The following is a 23,970-nucleotide window of genomic DNA, read 5'->3' on the forward strand; positions in this document are numbered from 1 at the left end:
GGCGTCGCGGAGGGTCAGCGGACGGGGTCCTCCCGGTACGTGGGCGGCTCGGACTCCGCTGTCGCGGCCGGTTCTGAGGCCTTGACGGTGGGTTCGGACGCGCCGGGGTCGGCGCGTCGGGCGCGCGAGGCCTCGGCGCGCAGCAGGGCCTGGAGGGCGGCGTACGGGTCGACGGGCATGGCGAAGCTCCTCGTTGGTGCGGGGGTGATGTCGGGAGGGGCGGCTGGGAGGCGTGGGCCTCTCAGCAGCGCATCACCACGCACCGGAGCGCGTCGCCGCGCGGGGCGGGGACGAGGACGGGGGCGACGGGACGCCGGCGCCCGCGGGCGCCACGCGAGGGGAACAGGGGACGGACGGGACGGATGCCCGTCCGGTGCCGTCGGGAGCGGCCGGGGACGCCCGCCTCGGTGGCCGCCGGATCGTACGTCTCGCCGCTGGGGTCGGGCGCCGGTGCGGCGGTGGCGGGGCGGAGTTCGGCGCCGCCGGTGAGCGTGGCCGCGGCCCCGGTGCCGAACAGCGCGGCGAGGACGAGGAGGAGCACGATCCAATGGCGCCGGATCCGGCCCGGGCGCGCCGGGCGGCCCGCCGGGACGGCGGGCGCGGCGGTCGGCTCGGGCACGGGGCTCACGGAGATCCGTACTGCCCCGCCGGGGGCCCGGCGGGGCGGTACGGACCCGAGATCCGCCCGGGCGGCCTACGGGTGGGGCGGTTGATTCACCGCACCGGCTGATTCGTCCGCGGCCGGGGAGATCTCCCGCGGCGGCCGGGGCGCCAGCGGCACCTGGGGACCGGAACACTCCCGCAGCCAGCGCCGCAGCACCCCGTGGACCTGCTCCGCGCCGACCAGCTCCTCCCCCGCCCCGACCGGCGGCGACAGCTCCGGCGGCGACAGGAGGAAGGGCTGGGACTGCTCGCCGCCGAGGCCTCCGTGCGAGCCGATCTGCTCCTCGAAGGCGTGCACGGTGCCGGTGGCCGGGTCGTACATCGAGTTGACCATGATGTCGGCGACGTGCGGGAAGCCGTCCGTGCGCCGTACCGCCGCCGCCGCGCCCCGCCCGAACACGGCGAGCGGCCCCGCGTCGTCGAGTTCGGCGACCGGCACCTCCACCCCGTCGCGGGCCAGCACCACCGAGCCGTGCTCGGCGCTCGCCACCAGCACGAAGCCGACGCCCGGGTGGTGCGCGAGGGTGCGGAGGAGCGCCGGGTGACGCCGGTCGATCTCCTCCCGGGTCATCCGGTGCGGCACGTCGGGGAAGGAGATGAGTCCCAGGTTGCCCGAGGCGAGGACGAGCGGTTCGGAGGGCCGGGCGGGCAGTTCCCGTGCCGTCTCGCCGGTCTCGTCCACCGGCCGGTGCAGGGCGAGGCGCAGCGCGTCCCTGGCCGCGTCGCGCGCCTCCGAACCGCTGCGGGTGCGGCGCACCCGGCGCGGCACGGGAAGTCCGCACCCGGCCCTGACGAGGTCCTTCAGGGTCAGTCCGTACGCCCCTTCGAAGGTCTCGCCGGGGCTCTGCCCGTGGTCGGAGAGGAGCACGATCCGGTAGGGCCGCGGCGCGTGCTCGGCGACGGTGGCGACGAGGGCGATCGAGCGGTCGAGGCGGCGGAGGACCTGGTCGGTGTCCCGGCCGTGCGGGCCCGAGTGGTGGGCCACCTCGTCGTACGCGACGAGGTCGGCGTAGACCGCGGTCCGCCCGGCCAGCATGTCCCCCATCACGGCGGACACCACCACGTCCCGCTCCACGACCGTGGCGAAGGCGCGGACGAAGGGGTACGTGCCGCCGCGCGAGACCCTCGGGGCCTCGCGGCGCAGCCGGGCCCGGGTCGACTGGAAGATCTCGCGGGCGCACTCGGCGACGAGCGATCCGGCGGTTCGGACGGCGTTGGCCGGGTCGGAGAAGTACGCGAAGTAGCCGGCGCGCGAGCGGTTGCGCGGGCCGCGCCGGGCGGCCATCGACAGGACGAGCGCGAGCTGGTCGGCGCCGCCGCTGAACAGGTTGCCCCGGGAGGCGCCGTCGACGGTGAGGAGGCCGCCGTCCCCGGTGCGGAGCACGGCCCGGCGCTGGAGCTCCACGGCGCTCGCCGGGCGGTTCGACACCATGAGCCGGCCGGTGTCCTTCTCGTACCAGCGGAAGGCGGGGACGTCCTCGTTGGAGCCGTGCAGGATGCCGAGCTGGCTCGCGCCGGTCTGGCTGGACCAGTCGGTGCGCCAGGGGACGAGCCGGTGGCCGGTGTCGAGCCACCGCGCGACGGTGGGCATGAGGCCGTCGGCGACGGCGTCGCGCAGGACGTGGTGGCCGACGCCGTCGAGCTGGAGGAAGACCGTGCCGGGGACCTGTTCGGGCGAGCCGTCCGAGGCACGGGGCCGGGTGCGGCCGGTGAGCCGGTAGAGGCGGCGGCGGTAGGCGTCGTCGTCGTGGACGGCGAGGGCGGTGGAGGTGGCGGAGGCGACGGCGGACATGACGGCGGCGACCACGACGGCGGTCTCGGGGGCGACGGCGCCGCGCCCGTCCGGGATCAGCCAGAGCGCGACGATCAGCAGCGAGCCGTTGAGGAAGAAGACGAGGACGCCGAGGACGAGGGCCGGGACGAGCAGCAGTGCCCGGACGAGCAGCGGCCACACGAGCGCCCCGAGCAGACCGAACACGCCGGCCGCCGCGGCGGCGGTGAGCGCCGTCCTCGTGAAGCTGTCGCCGTCGGCGGACTGGAGCTGGAAGTCGGGGAGCAGCCCGGCGAGGATCAGCAGGGTGAGCGTGGACACCGCCCACACCACGATCACGCGCCCCAGCGCACTGCCCGCGGACCGCCAGCGGTCGGCGCCACCCCATCGCCCGTCACCCACGCCCGCTTCACCTTTCGCCCGTTTCCTACCTCAAGCGTGGCACAACGCCCCCGGTGGGCGGGGAAAAGGGGTGCGGGTGATCGGTCAGGGTGTGTCAGGTCGGTCCCCGGGGGCGCGCGCGTCGGGTGGCACGCCGGGGGGTGGGACCCGTACGCCGGGAGCGCGTCGGCGGGCACGCCGGGCGTGTCCGGCCGCACGCGGGGGCGCGGCGGGGGCGAACGCCGGGAGGGCGTCGGGCCGTACGCGGGGGCGTGCCCGGCCGCACGCCGGGGCGCGGCGGGTCAGGAGCCGTCGTACCCGGCCGTCGGCATCGAGAGGCGCCGGTGGACGCCCGCCTTGGCCGCCGTGTCGTACGCCGGTTCCTCGGGACCGGCGGTCTCCAGCCGCACCCCGCGCCGCGCGCACTCGGCGCGGAAGCCGGGGACGGAGGTCAACGCGCGCGCGAGGACCCGCTCGTTGGCGGCGACGAAGAGGTCGACCGCCCCCGCCTCCACGTCCACCCACAGCGCCGCGTGGTCGGGTCGGATGCCGTAGAACAGCAACTGGCGGGCGACCACGTACCCCTTGTCGTCGGCCCAGCGGGCACACACGGCGTGCTGACCGCGCGTGTCGACAAGGAAGGGGTCGCTGTCCAGCTCTTCGAGCGGGGTGAGGCTGGCGATCGCCGCCACCCGAACGTCGTCCATGCGCCGACCCTACTGCGGGACGGCGCGGCCGAACATCCTCCGGCACCCGCCGCGGACATTTACCCTCGTCGAGGAGGTACGGAACGGCTGAGGACATCGTGAACGACGACCGAAGCCCCCGACAACGGAAGGCGGCATGCCGGTGGAGGTCACCTGGTGGGGTCACGCGACCTGCACGGTCGAGGACTCCGGGGTCCGCTTCCTCACCGATCCGCTGTTCGCGCGGCGGCTCGCGCACCTGCGGCGGCGGCGCGGGGCCGTGCCCCCGCCCGAGGCCGCGATGGCCGAGGCCGTCCTCGTCTCGCACCTGCACTCCGACCACCTGCACCTGCCCTCGCTGGCCCGGCTCGCGCCCGGGACGCTCCTCGTCGTGCCGCGCGGTGCCCCCGCGGCGGTGCCGGGGCTGCGCAGGCTCGACGCGAACGGGGTGCGGCTGGCCGAGGTCGAGGCCGGGGAGACGGTGACGGTGGAGGGGGTGACGGTACGGGCCGTGCCGGCGCGCCACGACGGCCGGCGGCTGCCGGTCGGGCCGCACCGCGCGCCCGCGCTGGGGTACGTCGTCGAGGGCGAGGCGCGGACGTACTTCGCCGGGGACACCGGTCTGTTCGACGGGATGGCGGAGGCCGTGGGGCCGGTGGACGTGGCGCTGCTGCCGGTCGGCGGCTGGGGTCCGTACCTCGGGCACGGCCATCTCGACGCGTCCCGGGCGGCCGAGGCGCTCGCCGCGCTGTCGCCCGCGGCGGCGGTCCCGGTGCACTACGGCACGTACTGGCCGATCGGGCTCGACGGGGTCCGGCCGCACGAGTTCCACGCGCCGGGGGACGAGTTCGTACGGCACGCGGCGCGGCTGGCGCCGAAGGTGGTGGTGCACCTCCTCGGCCACGGCGAGCGGGTGCGCCCGGAGGTCGCCCGGTGAGGGACGGGCTCGCCGGGATCGTGGCGGCGGTGGGGGACCTGCCGCCGGAGTCGACGCAGCAGGCCGTGGGGTACCCCTCGCTCTTCCTCCTGGTGGCGCTCGGCGCCCTCGTGCCGGTCGTGCCGACGGGCGCGATCGTGAGTTCGGCGGCGGTGGTCGCCTTCCACCAGTCCTCACCGTTCGCGCTGCTCAACGTCTTCCTGGTGTCGGCGTTCGCGGCGTGCCTCGGCGACGCCGCGCTCTACTGGCTCGGGCAGCGCGGGGTCCGTTCGCGGGGCGGCTCGCGGTGGCTCGCCGCGCTCAGGGGCCGGGTGACGCCCGATCGGCTCGCCCACGCGCAGGAGCGGCTCGACACCCATCAGGTGTCGGTGCTGGTGCTGTCCCGGCTCGTGCCGGCGGGGCGGATCCCGGTGATGCTGGCGTGTCTGCTGTCGGAGATGCCGCTGCGGCGGTTCGTCCGGGGCGACGTCGCGGCCTGTCTGGCGTGGGCGGCGACGTACCAGCTGATCGGCATCCTGGGCGGTTCGCTCTTCCCGGAGCCGTGGCAGGGGGTCGTCGCGGCGGTCGGCCTCACCGTGCTGATCAGCGCGGTGCCGGCGCTGTGGCGGCGGGTGCGGGGGCGGCCGAAGGCGATCGAGGTGTCAGGGCACGAGCACCTCTGAGCCGGCCGCGAGGGCTCCGGGCGTGAGCACCCGCGAGGTGTCAGGGCACGAGGACCCGTGAGCCGCCGACCGGCAGGTCCCAGAGGTCCTCGCGGGGCAGCCCGGCCTTCTCCCAGGCGGTCCTGACCCGGGTCAGGGGTTCGAGGACGGGCTCGGAGGAGAGCACGAAGGTCGCCCAGTGCATGGGGGCCATCCGGCGCGCCCCCAGGTCCTGGTGGGCGCGGACCGCCTCCTCCGGGTCGGTGTGGACGTCGCTGAGCCACCAGCGGGGTTCGTAGGCGCCGATCGGCAGGAGGGCCAGGTCGATGCCGGGGTAGCGGCGGCCGATCTCGGCGAACCAGTGGCCGTAGCCGGTGTCCCCGGCGAAGTGGATCCGCCGTCCGGCCCGGTCGGTCAGCACCCAGCCGCCCCACAGGGAGCGGCAGGTGTCCAGGAGGGTGCGCTTGGACCAGTGGTGGGCGGGGACGAAGTCGAAGCGCACGCCGTCGAGTTCGGCCGCCTCCCACCAGTCGAGCTCGGTGACCCGGGTGTACCGGCGGCGGGTGAACCAGCGGCCGAGGCCGGCCGGGACGAAGACCGGGGTGTGCCGGGGCAGCCGTCGGAGGGTGGGGGCGTCGAGGTGGTCGAAGTGGTTGTGGCTGATGACGACGGCGTCGACGCGCGGCAGGTCCTCCCAGCGGACGCCGACCGGGGTGAGCCGGGCGGGGGTGCCGAAGATGCGGCGGGACCAGACGGGGTCGGTGAGGACGGTGAGCCCGCCGACGCGGAGGATCCAACTGGCGTGCCCCGCCCAGGTGACGGCGAGGGTGTCGGGTCCGGCGGCGGGCAGCGGACCCGGTTCGAAGGGCAGCAGGGGGATGTCGCGGAGCCCCTCGGGGCGGGGGCGTACGGCTCCTTCGCGGGCCAGGCGGGCCAGGGCCCGGACTCCGGGGAGGGGGGCGGTGAGCCGGTCGGCGAAGCTGCGCGGCCAGTCGGGTCTCAGCCGTCCGACGGGGTGGAGGACGGGTGCCGGGGCGGGCGCCGGGGCGGGGGGCGCCACCTGGTCGGGCTGGTACGGGGCCTGGGCGGCCCGGGGGGTGTGTGCCGTCCGTTCGGTCATCTGGGGGCTCCGTTCCGGTCGGCGGTCGGTGGCATGTGCGGGGGACGTCGGCGTACGGCCGTGCTCACCGGAGTTCCTCCAGGGCTCCTCCGAACTCGGCCAGCGCGCGGGCCACATGGGGCAGTCGCTCCGGGTCCTCGGCCGCGAGCGTCTCGGCCCGCTCCTCCTCGGTGGTTCCCAGGAACATTCCGGTGCCGAACCTGACGCGCAGGGCGCCGATCTCGTCGCCGAAGCGGTGGCCGCCGGCCGCCGGGGCGCCGAGCCGCGCGGTGAGATGGTTCTCCAGCTCCAGGGAGTCGGTGACACCGCGGGCGGCGAGGCCGGCCCGCAGCGGTCCGAGGTCGGCGTAGAGGTGGCGGCCGGCCTGCGGAGGCAGCGCGAGGGACCCGGCGGCGAGGACGGCGCGGTGCGCCGCCTCGGCGAGGCGGCCGTGGACGGCGGCCGAGCGGCCGGCGAGCGCGGTGACGTCCTCGGGTTCGTCGAGGGCGTGCGCGAGGGCGGGGACGAGGGGCCCGGGGACGACGGCTCCGAGGGCGGTGAGCACGTCGAGGACGCGGGCCCTGCGGTCGGTCCAGCGGTCGGCGCGGGACGGGTCGCCGGGCGGGAAGCGGGCGACGGCGCAGGGCCAGGCGGCCGGGGTGAGGGCGCCGCCGAGGTCGCAGAGGACGGTGACGTCGTCCGGGCACATCTCGGCGGGGCTGAGGAAGACGGTGTCCCCGGGGTGGTGGCGGGTGTCGCGCCAGGTCTCGTCGCTGATGACGTGCAGGCCCTCGGCGACGGCCGCCTCGCAGGCCTCGCGGACCAGTTCGGGCGGGGCGACGGTGGCGGTGGGGTCGTCGGCGACGGAGAGCAGCAGGAGGCGTGGGGTGCCGCCCTCGGCGCGGACGCGCCGGACCGTCTCCAGGAGGGCGTACGGGTCGGGGACGCCACCGCACTCGGCGGGGGTGGGCACGTGGTAGGCCGGGCGGCCGAGGAGCCGGGCCTGCGGGGTCCACCAGGCGGGGCAGGGCCGGGGAAGCAGGACGTCGCCGCCGTGGGCGGCGATCAGGGCGAGGAGGAGGGCGCCGGCGCCGGGGCCGGCCACCACGTCCTCGGGGTGGGTGCGCAGGCCCCGGCGCCACCAGTGGCCGGAGGCGGCCTCGCGCAGGACGGGGCCGCCGCCGGGCGGTTCGGGGGTGGTGCGTCCCGCGGCGGCGGAGAGGAGTCCGGCGAGCCCCGGCAGGACGGGGAGGCCGGTGTCGGGGGCGGGAGGGCCGTAGCGCACCGGGCCGCGGCCGTCCGGAGCCGTCTGCCGCATGTCCCGTACCTCCTGAGCGCACGGGGGCGCCGGCACGGCACCCCCGAGCCCTTTATACGAAGGTTCGCCCGTTTCCGCCGCTCCAGACGTCACTTCAGGCGACGGGCGGGAGCGGTGTTCCCGGGGGCCGGGTGGTCAGACCACGGTCACGGGGTGCCGCACGACCGCGTTGAAGAGATAGCCCTGGGTGTTGTGGACGGCCCGCTCGGGCTGGACGTTGCCCGCGAGGTCGGTGGTACGGGAGAGCAGGGTGACCGGACCGGTGTCGCGGGGGCGCCACGGCGCGCTCCAGCGGACCCAGCCGTCCCGGCGGGGCGCGTCGTGGAGGTGGGCCCGCCGCCAGTGGGCGCCGCCGTCGGTGGAGACCTCGACCGACCGGACGGGTGCGAGCGCGGACCAGGCGCGGCCGGTGAGCCGGTGGACGCGGCCGGCCTCCAGGGTGGCGCCGAAGGGGAGTTGGTAGCCGGACTTGAGGGTCTGGCGGCTGATCGGGGCGCTGCCGCCGGCCGGGTGGGCGGCGCCGAACAGGCGGTACCAGTCGGTGGACCAGGGCGAGGTGAGCGGGCGGGTGGAGACCTCGATGTCGCCGAGCCACTTGATGGAGGCGATGCCGACCCAGGAGGGCACGACGAGCCGGACCGGGTGGCCGTGGTCGTACGGGAGGGGCTCGCCGTTCATCTCGTACGCGAGGATCACGTCGTCGAAGGCCTTGGCGACCGGCAGGGGGCGGCGGACGCGGCCGTAGTCGACGCCGCCGGAGACGTACGGGGCGTCCAGGCCGCGCGGCAGGAGGTCGACGGCGTCGCGGGCGATCCCGGCGCGCCGGAGCACGTCGGAGAGGCGCACTCCGCGCCAGCGGGCGGCGCCGACGGCCCCGAGGGTCCAGGCGGTGCCGGTGGCGGGCTCGCCCTGCTGGGTCGTGTAGAGGCTGCGGCCGTTTCCGGCGCACTCGATCAGGGCCGTACGGGTGACGGAGGGCAGGGCGCGCAGCTGCCCGTAGGTGAAGTGGACCGGGTGCCGTCCGTGGAGTCCGTCGCCCCAGAGCGTCAGGCGCCAGTCGGCGGCGTCGAGGATCGGGGTGGAGGTGTGGTTGCGGACGAAGAAACGGTCGTTCGGAGTGATCGGGCCGGTGTCCCCGAAGGCGTCGAAGCGGGCCTCGGCGTTGGTGCCGCGGACGGTGAAGTACTCGGTCGGGAGCGGCTTGACGATCCCTGGTGCGGCGAGGGTGCCGGCGGTCCCGGGGGCGGCGAGGGGGCGGGCGGGGTGGCCGGCCGAGGTCCCGGCGTACGCGGGCGCGGCGGTGGCGAGGCCGCCGACGGCGGAGACCGCCGAACCCGCTGCGAGCAGCTTCAGCAGGGAGCGGCGGTCGGGCGCGGGCGGGTTCGGCACGGGACTCCTCGGCACGGGGAAGGGAGGGGCCACCGGACGGCGGCGCGCCGATCCTAGGGGCGCGGGGGCGGTCCGGACGGTCCGTTCACAGTGCTGAAACAGAGGCTTCGTCACCTCGGCCGGGGCCGCCGGGGCGGCCCCGGCGAGCACGCCCCGGAATTGTGGAGGCGCCGGCGGCGCTCCCCCGCCGACAATGCGGCATGCCGATCCGTGAAGCACGCCCCGAGGACGCCGCGGCCGTCGCCGCCGTCCACGTCCTGTCCTGGCGGGCCGCCTACCGCGACCTGCTCCCCGGCCCCTACCTGGACGCCCTGGACGTGGAGGAGCGCACCGCCGTGTGGCGGGGCCGTCTCACGGCCCCGGACCGGCCCACGGTCCTCGTCGCGACGGACACGGACGGGCGGGTGCGGGCCTTCTCCTGCGTCCGGGCCTGGCCGGGCGAAGGGTTCGCCCCCGGGCCCACGGCGGAGGTGGCGGCCCTCTACGCCCTGCCGGAGGTGTGGGGCACGGGTGTCGGGCGGGCGCTCCTCACGGCGTCCACCGAGGCGCTCACGGCGGCGGGGTTCCGTACGGCGGCGCTGTGGGTGTTCGCGGGGAACGCGCGGGGACGCCGGTTCTACGAGGCGGCGGGCTGGCGACCGGACGGCGAGGTCGCGCGGGAGGAGACGGGCGGCCGGGTCCTGGAGGAACTCCGCTACCGGCGGGGGCTGTTCACCTGAACCGCGTCCACATGGCAAGACCGGGGTCTCACCATGCGACATTCGTGCGTACGGTGGTGGGCACGCACCCACACCGAGGGAGTCGCTTCCATGACGCACGCCTCCGTCCCGTCCGCACCCGGCGCGGCCCACGAGACCGCCGTCTACACCCACGGCCACCACGAGTCGGTCCTGCGCTCGCACAGCTGGCGGACGGCCGCCAACTCCGCGGCCCATCTGCTGCCCTCGCTCTCCGCGGGCCTGGACGTCCTGGACGTGGGCTGCGGGCCCGGCACCATCACCGCCGACCTGGCCGCCCTGGTGGCGCCCGGCCGGGTGACCGCGGTCGACGCGGCCGAGGACGTCCTGGTGAAGGCCCGCGCGGTGGCGGCCGAACGCGGCCTGGAGAACGTCGGGTTCGCCGTCGCGGACGTGCACGCCCTGGACTTCCCCGACGACTCCTTCGACGTCGTCCACGCCCACCAGGTGCTCCAGCACGTCGGCGACCCGGTCCGGGCGCTGCGCGAGATGCGGCGGGTCTGCCGCCCCGGCGGTGTCGTGGCGGTCCGCGACAGCGACTACGGCGCCTTCGCCTGGTACCCCGAACGGCCCGCGCTGGACGGCTGGCTGGACCTGTACCACCGGGTCGCCCGCGCCAACGGCGGCGAACCGGACGCGGGCCGACGGCTGTTCTCCTGGGCCCGGCGGGCCGGGTTCACCGACATCACGACGACCGCCGGCACCTGGTGTTTCGCCACCCCCGACGAACGGGCCTGGTGGAGCGGGCTGTGGGCGGACCGTACGACCGACTCCGGCTACGCGGACCTGGCCGTGTCCGGCGGCCACGCGACCGCCGCCGAGCTCGCGGCGGTCGCGGAGGCCTGGCGGGAGTGGGGGACGCGCGAGGACGCGTGGTTCATGGTGCCGCACGGCGAGATCCTGTGCCGGGTGTCCTGACCCGTCCCCGCGTCACCGCCCGGGGCGGCCGCTACGGGCCGGAGTAGTAGTCGCCGTGGTACCCGTTGCAGTCCGGGTCCTGGTACGGGCAGGCCGGGTGGGGGCGGCGGGGCGGCTCGGGAGGCGTCGGCTCGGGGTCCCGGTACCCCGGCACCGGCGGCGGCAGGTCGAACACCTCGCACCGGCAGAGGCCGCAGGAGCCGGAGAACCGGGGTTCCCCGTGCCGGAAGCGCGGATGGCCGCACCGGCACTCCGTCGTCGCCCAGGCCGCCATCGCCGGACCCCCCGTCCCTCGCCGCCTCCGCTCCAGGGTAGCGACGAGGTCCGGCTCCCGGCAGCCCGCGCGTCGCCCCCGCTCAGCTCGGACGCATGCGGAACTCGTAGGCGTCCGGGAGGGGTTCGTCGGTGAGCTCCGCCCAGATCTCTCCGAGGACCTCGGCGCCCTCGGAGAGGTCCGCGACCTCGAAGCCCGTGTCGAAGACGGCGCGGGCCTCGGCGTGCCTCCCCTCGGCGAGGAGCATCCGGATCTCCAGGAGCCGGAAGGCGCCCCTGTCCCGGAGCGCTTCCGGGAGGCGTGCCCACAGCTCCCGGGGCCGCCCCGCCCGGCCGCCGGCGGCGAGCAGCGACTCCACCGCCTCGCGCGCGAGCGCGGCCGTCACCGCCTCCTCCCACGCGGCGTCGGCACCGGCTCCGACCTCGGCACCGGCACCGGCACCGGCACCGGCTCCGACCCCGTTCCTTTCCGTGTGGTCGGTGAAGGCGTCGACGAACCGTTCGGCGGCCCGGGCCGGGTGTCCGTCCTCCCGGTCGGCGACGGCCAGGCAGTAGAGCAGGGGCCAGCGCACGGTGGCCTCCTTGAGTCCCCGCTCCCAGCTCCGTACCGCCTGGGCGCGGTCATCGGCGTGCCACTGGGCGATGCCGAGGTGGTACTCGGTGGACGGGTCGGCCGGGGCGGTCTCCAGCATGTCCCGCCAGGGCGCGGCGACCAGCGGGGGGCCCGGCGCGGCGCCCTTCGCCGGGGCCGGCAGGACTCCGGTGAGCAGCAGTTCCCGCCAGGGTTCCTGCTCGGGGCCGATCGTCGACGCTGGGAAGGGCGTGCCGGGCAGCACATGGCTCCCGCGCAGGACTTCGAGGGCGCCCCAGCCGGAGCCGGCCGCGAGGACCTCCTCCGGCGCGGTGTCGGCCGCGCTCTCGCGCCAGGCCGTGTAGGCGGTGTCGACGGCGGCGCGGGGCAGCGCGTCGGCGAGGCTCCGCTCGGCGTCCGCGCGGGCCGCCGTCCAGTCGTCGCCGAGCGTCGTGGCGGGGTCGGAGACGAGCGGCCCGTAGGCCTCGAGCCAGCTGAACTCCGCGTCGCCCGCCAGCTCCAGGTGCTCCAGCTGGGTGCGGGCGAGCCCGGCCTGTATCTCGGCGTAGCCGGGGGTGCCGGGTTCGGTCAGCCACTCCTGCCAGCGCCGGCCGCCGCGCCCGGTGCCCCAGGTGAAGAGCTTGCGGCCGCGCAGCGGGTCGGTGGAGGTCTGGACGAGTCCGGTGCCGTCCGTGTCGAGGGCGGCGATCCAGCGGCGCTGCCCCTCGGGCAGGTCGTAGAACCAGTCGGCGGCGTGGGCGCCGTTGCGCGGGTACGAGCGGTCGGCGCCGTCCTCGGTGACCGGTACGGGGACGCGCCGCAGGCCCCGCTCGTAGCCGTGGTGCCAGGCGGTGTCGGCGGGCACGAGGACCCGGCGGTCCTCGGGGACGGCGATGTTGGACCACCAGTAGACGGGGACGGTGCGCTCGTGGGGGTTGCGGATCCGGACCCCTACGTACAGGAAGTCGGAGTCCTCCGGGAGCCAGAGGTCGACCTGGAAGGGCAGGTCCCGCAGCCGCTCCCACTCCCAGAGCCGGAGCATCGGGGAGCCGTCGGGCGCGGGCACGGTCGCCGCGTGGAGGGGCGAGCAGGACAGGGTGGTGTGGCCGGTGGCCCCGATGTTCCACTCGACTCCGCCGGAGAACCAGGCTCCGTTGAGCGCGAAGGAGGCGGGCTGGAACACCGGGTTGCGGTAGAGGAGTTCGCGCCCGGTGGGCTTGTGGTGGAGGGAGTGGATCCGGCCGCCGAGACCGGGGAGCACGGTCACCCGGAGCCGGTCGTTCTCGATCACGATCGCGTCGAGGTCCGTGGGGGTGCGGTCGCGGCCGTAGCCGTCGCGTACGGGTGCGGGCAGCAGGCTGCGCAGGGGCGCCCGTCCGATGCCCCGGGCCATGTCGCGCGGGAGTTCCGCGAGGGTCCGGGCGTCGACCGCGGGGGCCCCGGCTCCGGCGGGGGCCCGCAGTGCGGGAAGGGGGTTGTCCGGGCCCAACGGGGCGGCGGGCAGCGTCAGTACGGCACGTCGTACGGTCGTCATTGCCCCATGGAACACGGCGGGAGCCGTCCTGACCAGGGGTTCTCCACATCGGGCTTCGACCGGGCCGGGGTCCGGGGCGCCCGGATATTCCCGGCGGCGCGGGCCGTCGCCGTCCTAGGGTGGAGGGTCGGCCCGCCGCACGGCGGCGCCGGGGTACCGGGGCACAGGGAGTACGAGGAATGGGCACGCAGCACACCTACCGGGTCATCGTGCGCGGCACGTTCGACGGACTGTCGGAGGAGAGCCGGTCGCGGCTGCTCGCCGAGGTGGACGCGCACGGGCTGACGGCGATGCAGTTCACGGAGGAGGGCTCGCTGACCTACGACCGGACGCTGAAGCACTTCTCGTACCGTCTGGTCGTCGTCTCCGACGCCGAGGACGGTGACGAGATGGCGGGGGCGCTGGCGGAGGACCGGGTGGAGACCGCGCTCGGGGAGCTGGGCCACGGGTACCGGGCGCTGCGCTCGACCGTGACCGACCTCGACACGATGAAGATCAACTACAAGCGCTGAGCCGGTCGGCGTACGGCGTCCGGGGCGGTCGGCCGTGGGCCGCGCGGGCCCGGGCGGTCGGAGGTGGGGCATGCGGCGCCCGGGGCCGTCGGCGGTGGGGCCGTCGGCCGTCTGGGCGTGCGGACCCGGCGCTTCGGGGGCGAGCCCCGCGGATCCGGGCCGCTCCGGGGAATCAGCGGCGGGCCGTACGGACGCGGGGCGGGCAGGTCTCGCCCTTCCGTACGACACCGATCATGAGGGTGGTCCGGCACTCGATGTCCGTGCCCGCCGCCGGGTACTGCGTGCAGACCTGCCACCTCGGCGGCCAGAGCACCCGCCGGTCCCGCCCGCTCACGTCATGGACGTCGAGTCGCGTACGGCGGTCCAGGCGGGTGAAGACCCGCCACAGGCCCCCGCCGAGGAAGTCCGGCATGGGACGGGTCCACGTCTCGCCGTCCGGCGCGGCGGCCTCCTCCGCCGAGGTGACGGCGACGGCCGCGAGCGCGAGGACGGCGCCCGCGCCGACGACGGCGCGCCGTCTCACTTCCGCCTCCGGGCGGCGAGGGAGTAGCCGCAGGCGCCGCCGAGGAGCGCCGTGACGAGCAGGGCCACGTACACAGGCATGGTCACCTCGGGGATCAGGATCCTGATCCGGACCTGCCGGGTGTTCTCGAAGATGAAGACCAGGGTGAGGATCGCGACCGCGACCATCGCGATGCGGCCCGGGGTGAAGGACTCGGCGAAGCGGGACCCGCCGCCGCCCGGTGCCCGTGGCGTCTCCGTGGGACTCATACCCGGCCCTCTCCCTCCGTCGCGCTGTCGGCCGTACCCGGCCGCAGCCGTGGGACCAGAATGGGGTGGACGGAGCCTCACCGTGACGGCGAGGAGAGCCGTACGGGTGACTTGTCAGACAACGTGGGCCGCTACGGTGGGTCCCGGACACCGGCGGGGACGAAACGAGGAGTGGCCGTGGCGGTCAGCGGACAGCGGCGGCGACCGGTCGTGGCGCTCTACGAACGGATCGCGGACGCCGTCCACGACGGCACGTATCCGCCGGGCTCGACGCTCCCCTCCGAGCCGAAGCTCGCCGCCGAGCTGGGCGTGAGCCGGCCCGCCCTGCGCGAGGCGCTGCTCCTGCTCCAGGAGGACGGTCTGCTCACCGTACGGCGCGGGGTGGGCCGGACCGTCAACGACCGGCCGCCCCGGCGCGGGTTCGAGCACGTCCAGCCCCTGGAGGAGCTGATCGGAGCGGGCACGCCGCTGCGGGTGCGGCCCCTCCTGCGGACGGTCGAGGAACCGACCGACTTCACCACGCAGCACCTGCTGGCCCCGGCCCGTGCCGAGCTGCGGTTCTGGGAGTCGGTGCTGGCCGGGGAGGGTACGGCGGCCGCGCTGAGCCACGAGTGGGCGGCGGCCGACGAGCTGCTCGACCGGGTGCACCCCGAGTTCGCACGGGCCCTGCAGGCGACGGAGACCGACACCCCGGGCGAAGGCGGGGACGCGGGGCCCGGTTCCGCCGTCTCCATGCTCTCGGTGCTGGTCGGGGCCTCGCGCGAGACGGCTCTGAGCGCGCACAGCGGGATCACGGCGACGCTGCTCGGGCGTCGGCGCGGGGAGCAGCTGGGCCGCCCGGCGGACACCCCCGCCGTGCTGGTCACCCAGGTGGTGCGGGTCGGCGAGATCCCGGTCCTCGCGGCCAAGCACATGCTCCCGACGGGCGCGCCCGCCCTGCCGGTGCTCCAGTCCCACTGAGCCCGGCGCGGCGGCCGGCCGGTGCCGCCGCGACCGCGACCGGTGCCGCGCCCGGGCTCCACCCGGACCAGCCACGGAAGTCCACCCCCGGCCCCCCGACGCCACCCCGTCTCCGCCCCTTCCCCACCCCGCGCCAGGGCCTTCCCGCGCCCGCTTCACACCCCGTCGCACGCCGGTGTCAGGGTCGTCACAGCGCCGCCCTCTCCCGTGGCGTACACTTCCCCGCCATGCACTTGTCTGACAACCCTGCCACGCCTGCCGCCGCCACCGTCTCCGAGTGGATACGCCGGGCGCCCAAGGCCGTCCTCCACGACCACCTCGACGGCGGGCTCCGCCCCGCGACCATCGTCGAGCTGGCGCGGGAGTGCGGCTACACCGCGCTGCCGACCGAGGACCCGGCCGCGCTCGCGGTCTGGTTCCGGGACGCCGCCGACTCCGGTTCGCTGGAGCGCTACCTGGAGACCTTCGCCCACACCTGCGCGGTCATGCAGACCCGCGAGGCGCTCACGCGCATCGCGGCCGAGTGCGCCGAGGACCTGGCGGCGGACGGTGTCGTCTACGCCGAGATCCGCTACGCCCCCGAGCAGCACCTCGAAGGCGGGCTGACCCTCGACGAGGTCGTCGAGGCGGTCAACGACGGCTTCCGCGAGGGCGAGCGCCGCGCCGACGGCCGTATCACCGTCCGCACCCTCCTGACCGGCATGCGCCACACGGACCGCTCCCTGGAGATCGCGCGCCTCACGGTCGCGCACCGGGACAAGGGCGTGGCGGGCTTCGACATCGCCGGCGGCGAGATCGGCAACCCGCCGGCCCGCCACCTCCCCGCCTTCCAGCACCTGAAGCGGGAGAACTGCCACTACACGATCCACGCGGGCGAGGCCGTCGGCGCGGAGTCGATCCACGAGGCCGTGCAGGTCTGCGGCAGCGAGCGGATCGGCCACGGCGTGCGGATCACCGACGACATCGCCGAGGACGGCACCCTGGGCCGCCTCGCGTCGTACGTCCGGGACAACCGCATCGCCCTGGAGGTCTGCCCGACCTCCAACCTCCAGACGGGCGCCGCGAAGGACTACGCCTCGCACCCGATCGACGAGCTGCGCCGCCTCGGGTTCCGGATCACGCTCAACACCGACAACCGGCTGGTCTCCGGCACCACCATGAGCGAGGAGTTCCAGCACATGGTGGACGCCTTCGGGTACGGCCCCGAGGTCTTCGAGGAGTTCACGGTCGCCGCCCTGGAGGCCGCGTTCCTGCCGCTGCCGGAGCGGCAGCGGCTGATCGCCGAGGTCGTCCGCCCGGGGTACGCGGCGCTCTGACCCACGCCCTTCGGGCCCGCGCTGGTCCGAAGGGTGTGCCGCCCTAGCCCACCCGCCCCTGGACCAGGGGCAGTTCGAGCGTCCCCGTGCTGTCGGGGGCGCTGACGACGGTCACCGGCTTGATGCCCCGGTTGCCGGAGTACGCGGTGTCGCTGCCCGCGATCACCAGCTCCAGCCGGTGCCCGGTCTCGTAGCGGTGCACGACGGCGGGCAGTTCGACGGTGAACGGGCGGGTGACGTCCGGTACCCGCACGGGCGCGACGAGCCGGTTGACCAGGGTCTTGGTGCCGTCGGGCGCGATGTCGTAGAGCTTGGCGAAGAGCACCAGCTTGTCGGCGGCGTCGCCGGAGCCCTGGACCCGCTCGGCCGCCGGAGAGAGCACCTTCAGGGTGGCCCTCGGCGCGCCGACGAGGTCGACGGGGGCGGCGAGCGGGGCGCTGGTCCAGCCGAGGTGGGTGCCGGCGGTGTCGTACGGCCGGGGGTCGGGCAGGCCGATCATTCCGGCGAGCGAGGATTCCGAATGGCTCGTCGGGAAGAGCCAGTTGCTGTACCGGCGGGACCCCTCGGCGACCTTCGCGCGGTTGTCGACGAGCTTGCCGTCGCCGGAGAGGTACAGCCGCTGGCTGAGCGCCGGGACACGGTCGGCCGTGCCGTAGCCGCTCTGCCCCTCGCGGTACCAGGCGAAGGCGGGTCCGGTGTCCGCGGCCGGGTTCTTCCTCAGGTGGCGGTCGAACCAGCCGAGGATGCGCTGCCCGACGTAGCTGGTCTCCAGGTTCCCCTGGGCCAGGTCGAGTTCACCGGGCCTCTGGCCCCCGCTGTGCCCCCAGGACTGCCAGATCATCCGGGTGTCGACCCCGCGCTCGCGGAGCCGGTCGTAGGTGGCCCGCGCCTCGTTGAGGTTGAAGAGGGTGTCGGCCTGGCCCTGGACGATCAGGGTGGGGGCGGTGACCCGGTCCACGTACGAGACCGGGGAGACGCTCCGGGCGTAGGCGAGCATCCTGTCGGTCTCGGTCTTCGGGAAACGGCCGGAGTTGAGCAGGCGCACGGTGTCGCAGGCGTCGGTGACGAAGTGCAGGCAGCCGAGCGAGTTGATCCGGCTGGGATCGAGGGAGGGAACGAGCAGCGGCTGCCCCTCCCCCATCAGGTAGAAGCCGTTGGCCCACTGCCATTTGAAGACACCGGGCGTGTTCCGGTCGGCGGCGTTGGGCGCGAGGGAGTACGCGAGGTCGTTCCAGGTGATGAGGGGGACGAGGGCGTCGACGCGGGGGTCGACGGAGGCGGCGGCGAGCTGTACGGCGCCGCCGTAGGAGCCGCCGATCATGCCGACGCGCGGGTCGCCCGCGCCGTCCCGGGTGACGAAGTCGGCGCGGGTGCCGTCGTCGGCGGCCCGGGTGCCGGCGAGGAAGTCGACGAGCCGGGCGGCGGCGCGGCCGTCGATCTCCGGGTCGTCGAGGGAGATCAGGCAGCCGGACTTCCCGAAGCCGAGGCCCGAGTAGACGAGGCCCACGTAGCCGCGGGCGGCGAAGGCCCTGCCGATGGCGTCGGTGGAGCCGTCGGACTTGCTGCCGCCGAAGCCGTTGGTGGCGAGGACCGCGGGAGCGGGACGGGCGGCGTCCACCCCGGCGGGACGGTAGAGGTCGGCGTCGATCGAGCAACTCCGGCCCCCCGCCTCCACGGTGAACCGGAGCGGGGTGACGGTGTACGTACCGGTGGCGCCCGCGGGGCCCACGGCTCGGACAGCCGCGGCCGCGGGCGCGGCGAGGGTCAGGGGCGCGGCGAGCGCGGCCGCACCGGCCACGAGCGCGATGGCCTTGCGGGATCGGGGCACGGCACGGGACACAGGGACCTCCACGCTGAGGACGACGCCGAGAGACCCACGCGCCTACCGACGGGTAGGCACCCGGGCAGCGCCCATGGTGTGACACGTGTCATGGCCCGTCAATGCACCGAACAAAGGTTGTTGACGGAGATTCAGTGAAGGGAACGCCCGACGCCCCGTCCGGCCCGCCCCGGCGCGGGAATGTGCCCCAGCGCGGGACCCCGGCCCGCCGCGGGTCGGTGGCTCAGCGCAGACTCAGCGCGGGACCCCGGTCCGACACAGGTCCGTGACACCGTACGGGTCCGTGGCTCACCGCAGGGCCGGTACGTCGAGGGTGAGCGTGCCCTCCTCCGCGTCGAGCACCCCGGGCACCCCGAGCGGCACGGTCAGCGCCGTCTCGCTGTGCCCGAACCCCATCTCCTCCACCACGGGCACCCCGAGACCGCCCAACCGGTCGGCCAGCACCGCCCGCACCTCCTCGTAGGGCCCGCACTCGGACCAGGAGCCCAGCCCGATGCCGGTGACCCCGTCGAGCCACCCGGAGCGGACCAGCTGGGTGAGGACGCGGTCGAGCCGGTACGGCTCCTCTCCCACGTCCTCCAGGAGCAGCATCCCCCCGCGGGCCGAGGGCCGGCCGTGCGGGGTGCCGAGGTCGGCGGCGAGGAGGCTGGCGCAGCCGCCGAGCGTGACCCCCCGGGCCCGGCCCGGCACCAGGGCCCGTGCCGTCTCCAGGCCGAGCGTCCGCACCGACTCGGGCTCGAACAGGGTGGCCCGCAGAGACTCCCGGGTGCGCGGGTCCGAGAGGAAGGTGCCCGCGGCGACCATCGGACCGTGCAGGGTCGCGTATCCGGTCCGGACGGCGAAGGCCTCGTGCAGGGCGGTGACGTCGCTGTAGCCGACGAACACCTTGGGCCCGGCCGCCCTGATCGCCCGCCAGTCGACGAGGTCGACCATCCGCTGCGCCCCGAATCCGCCGCGCGCGCAGATGACGGCGGAGACGGTGGGGTCGCACCAGGCCTCCGTCAGGTCCTGGGCACGGGCCCGGTCGGCGCCCGCGAGGTGATCGAGGGTGGGGTGGACGTCCAGGACGTGCGGGGCGACGACGGGGTCGAGTCCCCAGCCGCGCAGGATGTCGAGCCCCGCGCGGAGGCGCTCCTCGGGGACGGGCCCGCTGGGCGCGACGACGGCGACCCGCGCCCCGGGCCGCAGCCGGCCGGGCCGGGTGAGCGGCCCGACGCGCGGCGGGCGCCCGGCGGCGGGATCGGCCCCGGGCGCACGGTCGGACCCTGGCGCACGATCAGGCGCGGACGGACCGTCACGACCGTCCACACGATCGGCCTCGGCCTCGGCCTCGGGCACGCGGTCGGCATCGGGATCGGGCACGGTCATGTGCGGTACTCCAGGTCGGGCACGTCCGGCCGGCTGAAGCCGAAGATCCGTGCGTACAGGGCGAGTTCGGCCTCCAGGGCACGCACCATCGTGTCCGCCCTGCGGAAGCCGTGGCCTTCGCCCTCGAAGGCGAGGTAGGCGTGCGGGACGCCCCGGCCGGCCGTGCGGGCGAGGAAGCGCTCGGCCTGCGCGGGCGGACAGATGACGTCGTCGAGCCCCTGGAGGAGCAGGAAGGGGACGGTGACGCGGTCGACGTGCTCGATCGGGGAGCGTTCCTTGTAGCGGGCGGGCACCTCGTCGATCGAGCCGACGAGGCCCCGGAGGTACTGGGACTCGAAGTCGTGGGTCTCGTCGGTCGCCCAGCCGCGCAGGTCGAGGATGGGGTAGATGATCGTGCCGCAGGCGTACACGTCGGTGGTGACCAGCGAGGCCGCGGTCGTCCAGCCGCCCGCGCTGCCGCCGCGCACGGCGAGCCGGGCCGGGTCGGCGGTGCCCTCGGCGGCGAGCGACCGGGCGACGGCCGCGCAGTCCTCGACGTCGACGACGCCCCACTGCTCGCGCAGTCGCTCCCGGTACTCCCTGCCGTATCCGGTCGAGCCGCCGTAGTTGACCTCGGCGACCCCGATGCCCCGCGAGGTGAAGTAGGTGATCTCCAGGTCGAGGACGAGCGGCGCGTGTCCGGTGGGACCGCCGTGGGCCCAGATCACATAGGGCGGCAGTTCGCCCTCGGGCCCGGTGAACCCGGGGTGGTGGGGCGGGTAGACCTGGGCGTGGATCTCCCGGCCGCCGGGCCCGGTGAACGTACGGACGTGGGGCTCGGGGTGGTGGGCGGGGTCGACGGCGTCGGTGTGCGCGGCGCCGACGACCCGGGTGCGGCCGGTGCGGGTGTCGAGTTCGACGAGTTCGTACGAGGTGTGCGGGCCGGCGGCGAGGCCGACGGCCCGGGTGCCGTGGGCGGCGAGCGTCGCGGCCCACTCGGTCCAGGGCCCGACGGCGTCGACGAGCGTGCCGCGCTCGGGGTCGAGGATGCCGAGGGCCGTGGTGCCCTTGCCGTGGACGACGGCGATCAGCCCGTTCTCCAGGGGCGTGAACCAGTTCAGACCGATCTTCCAGAGCGGGCCGCCGAACTCCTCGGCGCGGGGGCAGAGCGGGTGTGCTTCGCCCACGTCTCCGTCCGGGGAGACCTCCGCGCGGTAGAGGTTCCACCAGCCGGTGCGGTCGCTGGCGAGGAGGAGGCGTCCCGCCGCGTCCCACTCGATCTGCGGGACCGACTCGGCGGGCCCGCCCACGACGGTCCGGGCGCCGTGGAAGGTGCCGTCCGGGGCGACTTCGGCGAGCTGGACCTCGGTGCCGTCCCAGGGCATCCGGGGGTGGTCCCAGGCGATCCAGGCCGCCCGCAGTCCGTCCGGGGAGAGCCGGGGTCCGGTCAGGAACCGGTGCCGTCCGTCGGAGAGTTCGCGCACCGCCGTACGGTCCTCGGCCGCCGATCCGTCGAGCGGTACGGCGGCGAGCACCCGGCGCACATCGGTCGGCGCGGGTCCGGTGAACTCCTCGAGGACGCACCACACCTCGCCCCGGTCCGGGTGGATCACCGGGTCCACCCAGCGCAGCCCGCCTCCGATCCCGGAGACGGGGGTGAGGGGCCGCGGCTCCGCGCCGGGGGCGGCGTCGGGCTCGTACGCGTACAGCCGCTGGTCCGGGAAGTGGCTGAACACGGCGAACGGTCCGCCCGCCGGCCGTGCGACCGCCGCCCAGGGCCGGCCGCCGTACTCGACGACGCGGCTGCGGACGTTCCACGGGGCGGGCAGGAGGCTCTCCTCCGTGCCGTCGGCGCGCCGCCGCACCAGGGCGCGCCGGCCGCCCTCGGCGGGGCGGGGCGCGGTCCACCAGAGTTCGTCGTCGACGGCGCCGAGGTACTCGGGCCGTCCGTCGTGGGCCGCGGCGAGCTTCGCGTCGACGGGTGACGGCCAACTGCCGTGGGCGGCCGTGGTCGTGGCCATCTCGACTCCCCCTGTCACGGTGGTGCGCGGACTGTCGTCGTTCTCCGCCGACACCGTACCTACGCCGACCTCAGATAGTGGTCGAGGACCCGGACGCCGAAGTGCAGGGCGTCCACGGGGACGCGTTCGTCGACGCCGTGGAAGAGGGCGCCGTAGTCGAGGTCCGGGGGCAGCCGGAGCGGCGAGAAGCCGTAGCCGGTGATGCCGAGCCGGGAGAACTGCTTGGCGTCCGTGCCGCCGGACATGGTGAACGGCACGACGTGCCCCGCGGGGTCGAAGCGCTCGACGGCGGCCCGCAGTTTGGCGAAGGTCGGCGAGTCCACGGGGGCTTCCAGGGCGACCTCGCGGTGGTGGAACTCCCACTCCACGTCCGGCCCGGTGAGCCGGTCCATGGTCGCGGCGAACTCCTCCTCGGTGCCCGGCAGGGTCCGCCCGTCGATGTACGCGACGGCCTGGCCGGGGATCACGTTGACCTTGTAGCCGGCTTCGAGCATCGTCGGGTTCGTGCTGTTGCGCACGGTCGGCCGGACGAACTCGGCGGCGGGTCCGAGCTTGTCGAGGAGGAGGTCGACGTCGAGGTCGGGCGCGCTCGTGTCGACGTCGAGGCCCTGCAGCGCGGCGAGTTCGGCGAGGGCGGCGCGGACGGTCGTGGTGAGCCGGACCGGCCAGGCGTGCGAGCCGATCCGGGCGACCGCGTCGGCGAGGCGCGTGACGGCGTTGGCCGTGTTCACCTTGGAGCCGTGGCCGGCCCGCCCGTGGGCGGTCAGTTTGAGCCAGGCGGTGCCCCGCTCCCCCGCGGCGATCGGGTAGAGGGTGGTGCCGGGCTGCGGATGGAAGCTGAACGCCCCGGACTCGCTGATCCCCTCCGTACAGCCCTCGAAGAGCGCGGCGTGCCGGTCGGCGAGGAAGCCCGAGCCGTCCTCGGCGCTGGCCTCCTCGTCCGCGGTGTAGGCGAGGACGATGTCGCGGCGCGGCCGGACGCCCTGCCGGGCCCAGGAGCGGACGACGGCCAGGACCATCGCGTCCATGTTCTTCATGTCGACGGCGCCGCGCCCCCACACCACGCCGTCGCGGATCTCACCGGAGAAGGGGTGGACGGTCCACTCGGCGGGGTCGGCGGGCACCACGTCCAGATGGCCGTGGACGAGGAGCGCCTCGGCGGAGGGGTCGGTGCCGGGGATGCGCGCCACGACGTTGGTGCGGCCGGGGGTCCGCTCCAGGAGGGTGGGTTCGATCCCGGCGGCGGCGAGCCGCTCGGCGACGTACTCGGCGGCGGGCCGCTCGCGGCAGTCGCCGCCGCCCCGGTTGGTGGTGTCGATTCGGATGAGCTCGGAGGTGAAGGTGACCACCTCGTCGAGCGCTGTCGTGTCCGGGCTCCGGACCTCCTCAGCCATACTGCTCCTCCACCGCGGCCGAGACGATGGTCGTGACCGCCTTGAACGTGCGAATTGCCTCGTACATGGTCTCGCTGGTGTACGTGACACGGCGCTCTCCGCTCCGCGCCACGCCGGGAACCACCGTGGCGGCGGCGCCCAGGTGCTCGGCGTCGAACTCCAGCTCCACGGTGAAGGGGCCGCCCCGGACCGGTGCGTGGCGCACGGCGAGCGCGGTTCCGGTCTTCGCCGCCGCCCGGATGTCGGAGGCGGTTCTGGCGGGGGTCCGGCACACGGCCGCGTACCGCGAGACGTAGTCCTTGACGGCGACCTTGGGCGCCTCCGGGGCGTATCCCAGGGCGTCCTCGCAGGTGAGGTCGTCCCCGGTGACGAGGACGACGGGAACGCCGTACTCCGCGACCACGTGGGCGTTGAGCAGTCCCTCGCTCGCGCGCTCGCCGTCGAGCCAGACGCCGGTGATGGAGTTGGCGAGGTAGGTGTGCGCGAGGACGCCCTCGGTCCCGGCGCCGGTGTGGTAGCCGACGAAGGCGATGCCGTCGACGTCCCCGTGCTGGACGCCCTCGACCATGGAGAGGGACTTGTGGCGCCCGGTCAGCATCTCGACCCGCTCGTCGAGCCGCTCCAGGAGCAGGTTCCGCATGGACCAGTGCGCCTCGTTGACGAGGACCTCGTCGGCGCCGCCGTCGAAGAAGCCCAGCGCCGCGGCGTTCACGTCCGAGGTGAACATCGCGCGGCACCGCTCCCACTGGGGCGTGCCGGGCAGGACGTCGGCGGGCCAGGTCACACCGGTCGCGCCCTCCATGTCGGCGCTGATGAGGATCTTCATGTCTGGCACCGTACGCGCCGCCCGGCGGCGTCACCACCCCTGTGGAAAACCGTCGTTGGAGTGGA

Annotated in this window: 23 protein-coding genes; 7 read left to right on the forward strand and 16 right to left on the reverse strand. The window is 75.3% G+C overall.

Going from position 1 to position 23,970, the window contains the following annotated elements; genetic code table 11:
- Positions 1-14: 14 nt before the first annotated feature.
- From ABT129_RS16280 to ABT129_RS16295, 4 genes are all read right to left on the reverse strand, one after another.
- Positions 15-179 carry a hypothetical protein gene (locus ABT129_RS16280; RefSeq protein WP_351901291.1) on the reverse strand — a complete coding sequence of 55 codons (165 nt, stop codon included), beginning with the start codon at positions 177-179 and terminating at the stop codon, positions 15-17.
- A gap of 62 nt (positions 180-241) precedes the next feature.
- Complete coding sequence (locus tag ABT129_RS16285; RefSeq protein WP_351901293.1) at positions 242-628, reverse strand: hypothetical protein; 387 nt, start codon at positions 626-628, stop codon at positions 242-244.
- A 66-nt stretch (positions 629-694) separates the two neighbouring features.
- The gene (locus ABT129_RS16290) at positions 695-2,836 is read right to left on the reverse strand and encodes a phage holin family protein (protein WP_351901295.1); all 2,142 of its coding nucleotides are present in this window, start codon (positions 2,834-2,836) and stop codon (positions 695-697) included.
- A gap of 281 nt (positions 2,837-3,117) precedes the next feature.
- Positions 3,118-3,522, reverse strand: a complete 405-nt coding sequence (locus ABT129_RS16295) for a hypothetical protein (protein ID WP_351901297.1) — start codon at positions 3,520-3,522, stop codon at positions 3,118-3,120.
- Positions 3,523-3,658: 136 nt separating this feature from the next.
- Between ABT129_RS16295 and ABT129_RS16300 the strand changes: the two genes are divergently transcribed.
- Both ABT129_RS16300 and ABT129_RS16305 read left to right on the forward strand, forming a co-directional pair.
- Positions 3,659-4,438: an MBL fold metallo-hydrolase gene (locus ABT129_RS16300; RefSeq protein WP_351901298.1), complete on the forward strand. Its 780-nt coding sequence runs from the start codon at positions 3,659-3,661 to the stop codon at positions 4,436-4,438.
- The gene (locus ABT129_RS16305; protein WP_351901300.1) at positions 4,435-5,100 is read left to right on the forward strand and encodes a DedA family protein; all 666 of its coding nucleotides are present in this window, start codon (positions 4,435-4,437) and stop codon (positions 5,098-5,100) included. Before ABT129_RS16300 ends, ABT129_RS16305 begins: the two co-directional genes overlap by 4 nt.
- A 40-nt stretch (positions 5,101-5,140) precedes the next feature.
- Here ABT129_RS16305 and ABT129_RS16310 read toward each other — a convergent pair whose 3' ends face one another.
- The 3 genes from ABT129_RS16310 to ABT129_RS16320 all read right to left on the reverse strand — a co-directional run bounded on the left by ABT129_RS16310 (position 5,141) and on the right by ABT129_RS16320 (position 8,885).
- Positions 5,141-6,199, reverse strand: coding sequence for an MBL fold metallo-hydrolase (locus tag ABT129_RS16310; protein WP_351901302.1), 1,059 nt, complete (start codon positions 6,197-6,199; stop codon positions 5,141-5,143).
- Between the two features lie 64 nt (positions 6,200-6,263).
- Positions 6,264-7,496: an aminotransferase class I/II-fold pyridoxal phosphate-dependent enzyme gene (locus ABT129_RS16315; protein ID WP_351901304.1), complete on the reverse strand. Its 1,233-nt coding sequence runs from the start codon at positions 7,494-7,496 to the stop codon at positions 6,264-6,266.
- Between the two features lie 135 nt (positions 7,497-7,631).
- A complete protein-coding gene (locus tag ABT129_RS16320; RefSeq protein WP_351901306.1) occupies positions 7,632-8,885 on the reverse strand; it encodes a sulfite oxidase in 1,254 nt (417 codons plus the stop codon).
- A gap of 200 nt (positions 8,886-9,085) precedes the next feature.
- Here ABT129_RS16320 and ABT129_RS16325 point away from each other — a divergent pair, with 200 nt between their 5' ends.
- Together ABT129_RS16325 and ABT129_RS16330 are read left to right on the forward strand one after the other, a co-directional pair.
- Positions 9,086-9,604, forward strand: a complete 519-nt coding sequence (locus tag ABT129_RS16325) for a GNAT family N-acetyltransferase (protein ID WP_351901308.1) — start codon at positions 9,086-9,088, stop codon at positions 9,602-9,604.
- A 90-nt stretch (positions 9,605-9,694) separates the two neighbouring features.
- A complete protein-coding gene (locus tag ABT129_RS16330; protein WP_351901310.1) occupies positions 9,695-10,540 on the forward strand; it encodes a methyltransferase domain-containing protein in 846 nt (281 codons plus the stop codon).
- Positions 10,541-10,571: 31 nt separating this feature from the next.
- Here the strand turns inward: ABT129_RS16330 and ABT129_RS16335 are convergent, their stop codons facing one another.
- Complete coding sequence (locus tag ABT129_RS16335; protein WP_351901312.1) at positions 10,572-10,814, reverse strand: hypothetical protein; 243 nt, start codon at positions 10,812-10,814, stop codon at positions 10,572-10,574.
- Between the two features lie 82 nt (positions 10,815-10,896).
- The gene (locus tag ABT129_RS16340; RefSeq protein WP_351901314.1) at positions 10,897-12,918 is read right to left on the reverse strand and encodes a DUF5107 domain-containing protein; all 2,022 of its coding nucleotides are present in this window, start codon (positions 12,916-12,918) and stop codon (positions 10,897-10,899) included.
- 179 nt (positions 12,919-13,097) lie between these two features.
- Between ABT129_RS16340 and ABT129_RS16345 the strand changes: the two genes are divergently transcribed.
- Positions 13,098-13,430: a DUF6204 family protein gene (locus tag ABT129_RS16345; protein WP_351901316.1), complete on the forward strand. Its 333-nt coding sequence runs from the start codon at positions 13,098-13,100 to the stop codon at positions 13,428-13,430.
- 172 nt (positions 13,431-13,602) lie between these two features.
- Here ABT129_RS16345 and ABT129_RS16350 read toward each other — a convergent pair whose 3' ends face one another.
- A complete protein-coding gene (locus ABT129_RS16350; RefSeq protein ID WP_351901318.1) occupies positions 13,603-13,953 on the reverse strand; it encodes a hypothetical protein in 351 nt (116 codons plus the stop codon).
- On the reverse strand, positions 13,950-14,201 hold the full coding sequence (locus ABT129_RS16355) for a DUF1049 domain-containing protein (RefSeq protein WP_351901320.1): 252 nt from the start codon (positions 14,199-14,201) through the stop codon (positions 13,950-13,952). The genes ABT129_RS16350 and ABT129_RS16355 overlap by 4 nt, the downstream gene beginning before the upstream one ends.
- A 177-nt stretch (positions 14,202-14,378) precedes the next feature.
- Between ABT129_RS16355 and ABT129_RS16360 the strand changes: the two genes are divergently transcribed.
- Together ABT129_RS16360 and ABT129_RS16365 are read left to right on the forward strand one after the other, a co-directional pair.
- Entirely contained in the window at positions 14,379-15,161 is a 783-nt protein-coding gene (locus ABT129_RS16360) for a GntR family transcriptional regulator (protein WP_351901322.1), read from the forward strand.
- Between the two features lie 227 nt (positions 15,162-15,388).
- Positions 15,389-16,477: an adenosine deaminase gene (locus ABT129_RS16365; protein ID WP_351901324.1), complete on the forward strand. Its 1,089-nt coding sequence runs from the start codon at positions 15,389-15,391 to the stop codon at positions 16,475-16,477.
- A gap of 43 nt (positions 16,478-16,520) precedes the next feature.
- Here ABT129_RS16365 and ABT129_RS16370 read toward each other — a convergent pair whose 3' ends face one another.
- The 5 genes from ABT129_RS16370 to ABT129_RS16390 all read right to left on the reverse strand — a co-directional run bounded on the left by ABT129_RS16370 (position 16,521) and on the right by ABT129_RS16390 (position 23,905).
- Positions 16,521-18,317, reverse strand: coding sequence for a CocE/NonD family hydrolase (locus tag ABT129_RS16370; protein WP_351901326.1), 1,797 nt, complete (start codon positions 18,315-18,317; stop codon positions 16,521-16,523).
- A gap of 288 nt (positions 18,318-18,605) precedes the next feature.
- Positions 18,606-19,685, reverse strand: coding sequence for a S66 peptidase family protein (locus ABT129_RS16375; RefSeq protein WP_351901328.1), 1,080 nt, complete (start codon positions 19,683-19,685; stop codon positions 18,606-18,608).
- Positions 19,682-21,685 carry a S9 family peptidase gene (locus ABT129_RS16380; RefSeq protein WP_351901330.1) on the reverse strand — a complete coding sequence of 668 codons (2,004 nt, stop codon included), beginning with the start codon at positions 21,683-21,685 and terminating at the stop codon, positions 19,682-19,684. The genes ABT129_RS16375 and ABT129_RS16380 overlap by 4 nt, the downstream gene beginning before the upstream one ends.
- 59 nt (positions 21,686-21,744) lie before the next feature.
- On the reverse strand, positions 21,745-23,079 hold the full coding sequence (locus tag ABT129_RS16385; RefSeq protein WP_351901332.1) for a M20/M25/M40 family metallo-hydrolase: 1,335 nt from the start codon (positions 23,077-23,079) through the stop codon (positions 21,745-21,747).
- On the reverse strand, positions 23,072-23,905 hold the full coding sequence (locus ABT129_RS16390) for a M55 family metallopeptidase (RefSeq protein WP_351901334.1): 834 nt from the start codon (positions 23,903-23,905) through the stop codon (positions 23,072-23,074). The genes ABT129_RS16385 and ABT129_RS16390 overlap by 8 nt, the downstream gene beginning before the upstream one ends.
- Positions 23,906-23,970: the final 65 nt, after the last annotated feature.

Source organism: Streptomyces sp. NPDC002057, assembly GCF_040296665.1.
Classification (GTDB): Bacteria; Actinomycetota; Actinomycetes; order Streptomycetales; family Streptomycetaceae; genus Streptomyces.

Coding starts and splice junctions, on each gene's coding strand:
- ABT129_RS16280 (WP_351901291.1), bottom strand. CDS start 179: ATGCCCGTCGACCCGTACGCCGCCCTCCAGGCCCTGCTGCGCGCCGAG.
- ABT129_RS16295 (WP_351901297.1), bottom strand. CDS start 3,522: ATGGACGACGTTCGGGTGGCGGCGATCGCCAGCCTCACCCCGCTCGAA.
- ABT129_RS16300 (WP_351901298.1), top strand. CDS start 3,659: ATGCCGGTGGAGGTCACCTGGTGGGGTCACGCGACCTGCACGGTCGAG.
- ABT129_RS16310 (WP_351901302.1), bottom strand. CDS start 6,199: ATGACCGAACGGACGGCACACACCCCCCGGGCCGCCCAGGCCCCGTAC.
- ABT129_RS16315 (WP_351901304.1), bottom strand. CDS start 7,496: ATGCGGCAGACGGCTCCGGACGGCCGCGGCCCGGTGCGCTACGGCCCT.
- ABT129_RS16325 (WP_351901308.1), top strand. CDS start 9,086: ATGCCGATCCGTGAAGCACGCCCCGAGGACGCCGCGGCCGTCGCCGCC.
- ABT129_RS16330 (WP_351901310.1), top strand. CDS start 9,695: ATGACGCACGCCTCCGTCCCGTCCGCACCCGGCGCGGCCCACGAGACC.
- ABT129_RS16335 (WP_351901312.1), bottom strand. CDS start 10,814: ATGGCGGCCTGGGCGACGACGGAGTGCCGGTGCGGCCATCCGCGCTTC.
- ABT129_RS16340 (WP_351901314.1), bottom strand. CDS start 12,918: ATGACGACCGTACGACGTGCCGTACTGACGCTGCCCGCCGCCCCGTTG.
- ABT129_RS16345 (WP_351901316.1), top strand. CDS start 13,098: ATGGGCACGCAGCACACCTACCGGGTCATCGTGCGCGGCACGTTCGAC.
- ABT129_RS16355 (WP_351901320.1), bottom strand. CDS start 14,201: ATGAGTCCCACGGAGACGCCACGGGCACCGGGCGGCGGCGGGTCCCGC.
- ABT129_RS16365 (WP_351901324.1), top strand. CDS start 15,389: ATGCACTTGTCTGACAACCCTGCCACGCCTGCCGCCGCCACCGTCTCC.
- ABT129_RS16375 (WP_351901328.1), bottom strand. CDS start 19,685: ATGACCGTGCCCGATCCCGATGCCGACCGCGTGCCCGAGGCCGAGGCC.
- ABT129_RS16380 (WP_351901330.1), bottom strand. CDS start 21,685: ATGGCCACGACCACGGCCGCCCACGGCAGTTGGCCGTCACCCGTCGAC.
- ABT129_RS16385 (WP_351901332.1), bottom strand. CDS start 23,079: ATGGCTGAGGAGGTCCGGAGCCCGGACACGACAGCGCTCGACGAGGTG.
- ABT129_RS16390 (WP_351901334.1), bottom strand. CDS start 23,905: ATGAAGATCCTCATCAGCGCCGACATGGAGGGCGCGACCGGTGTGACC.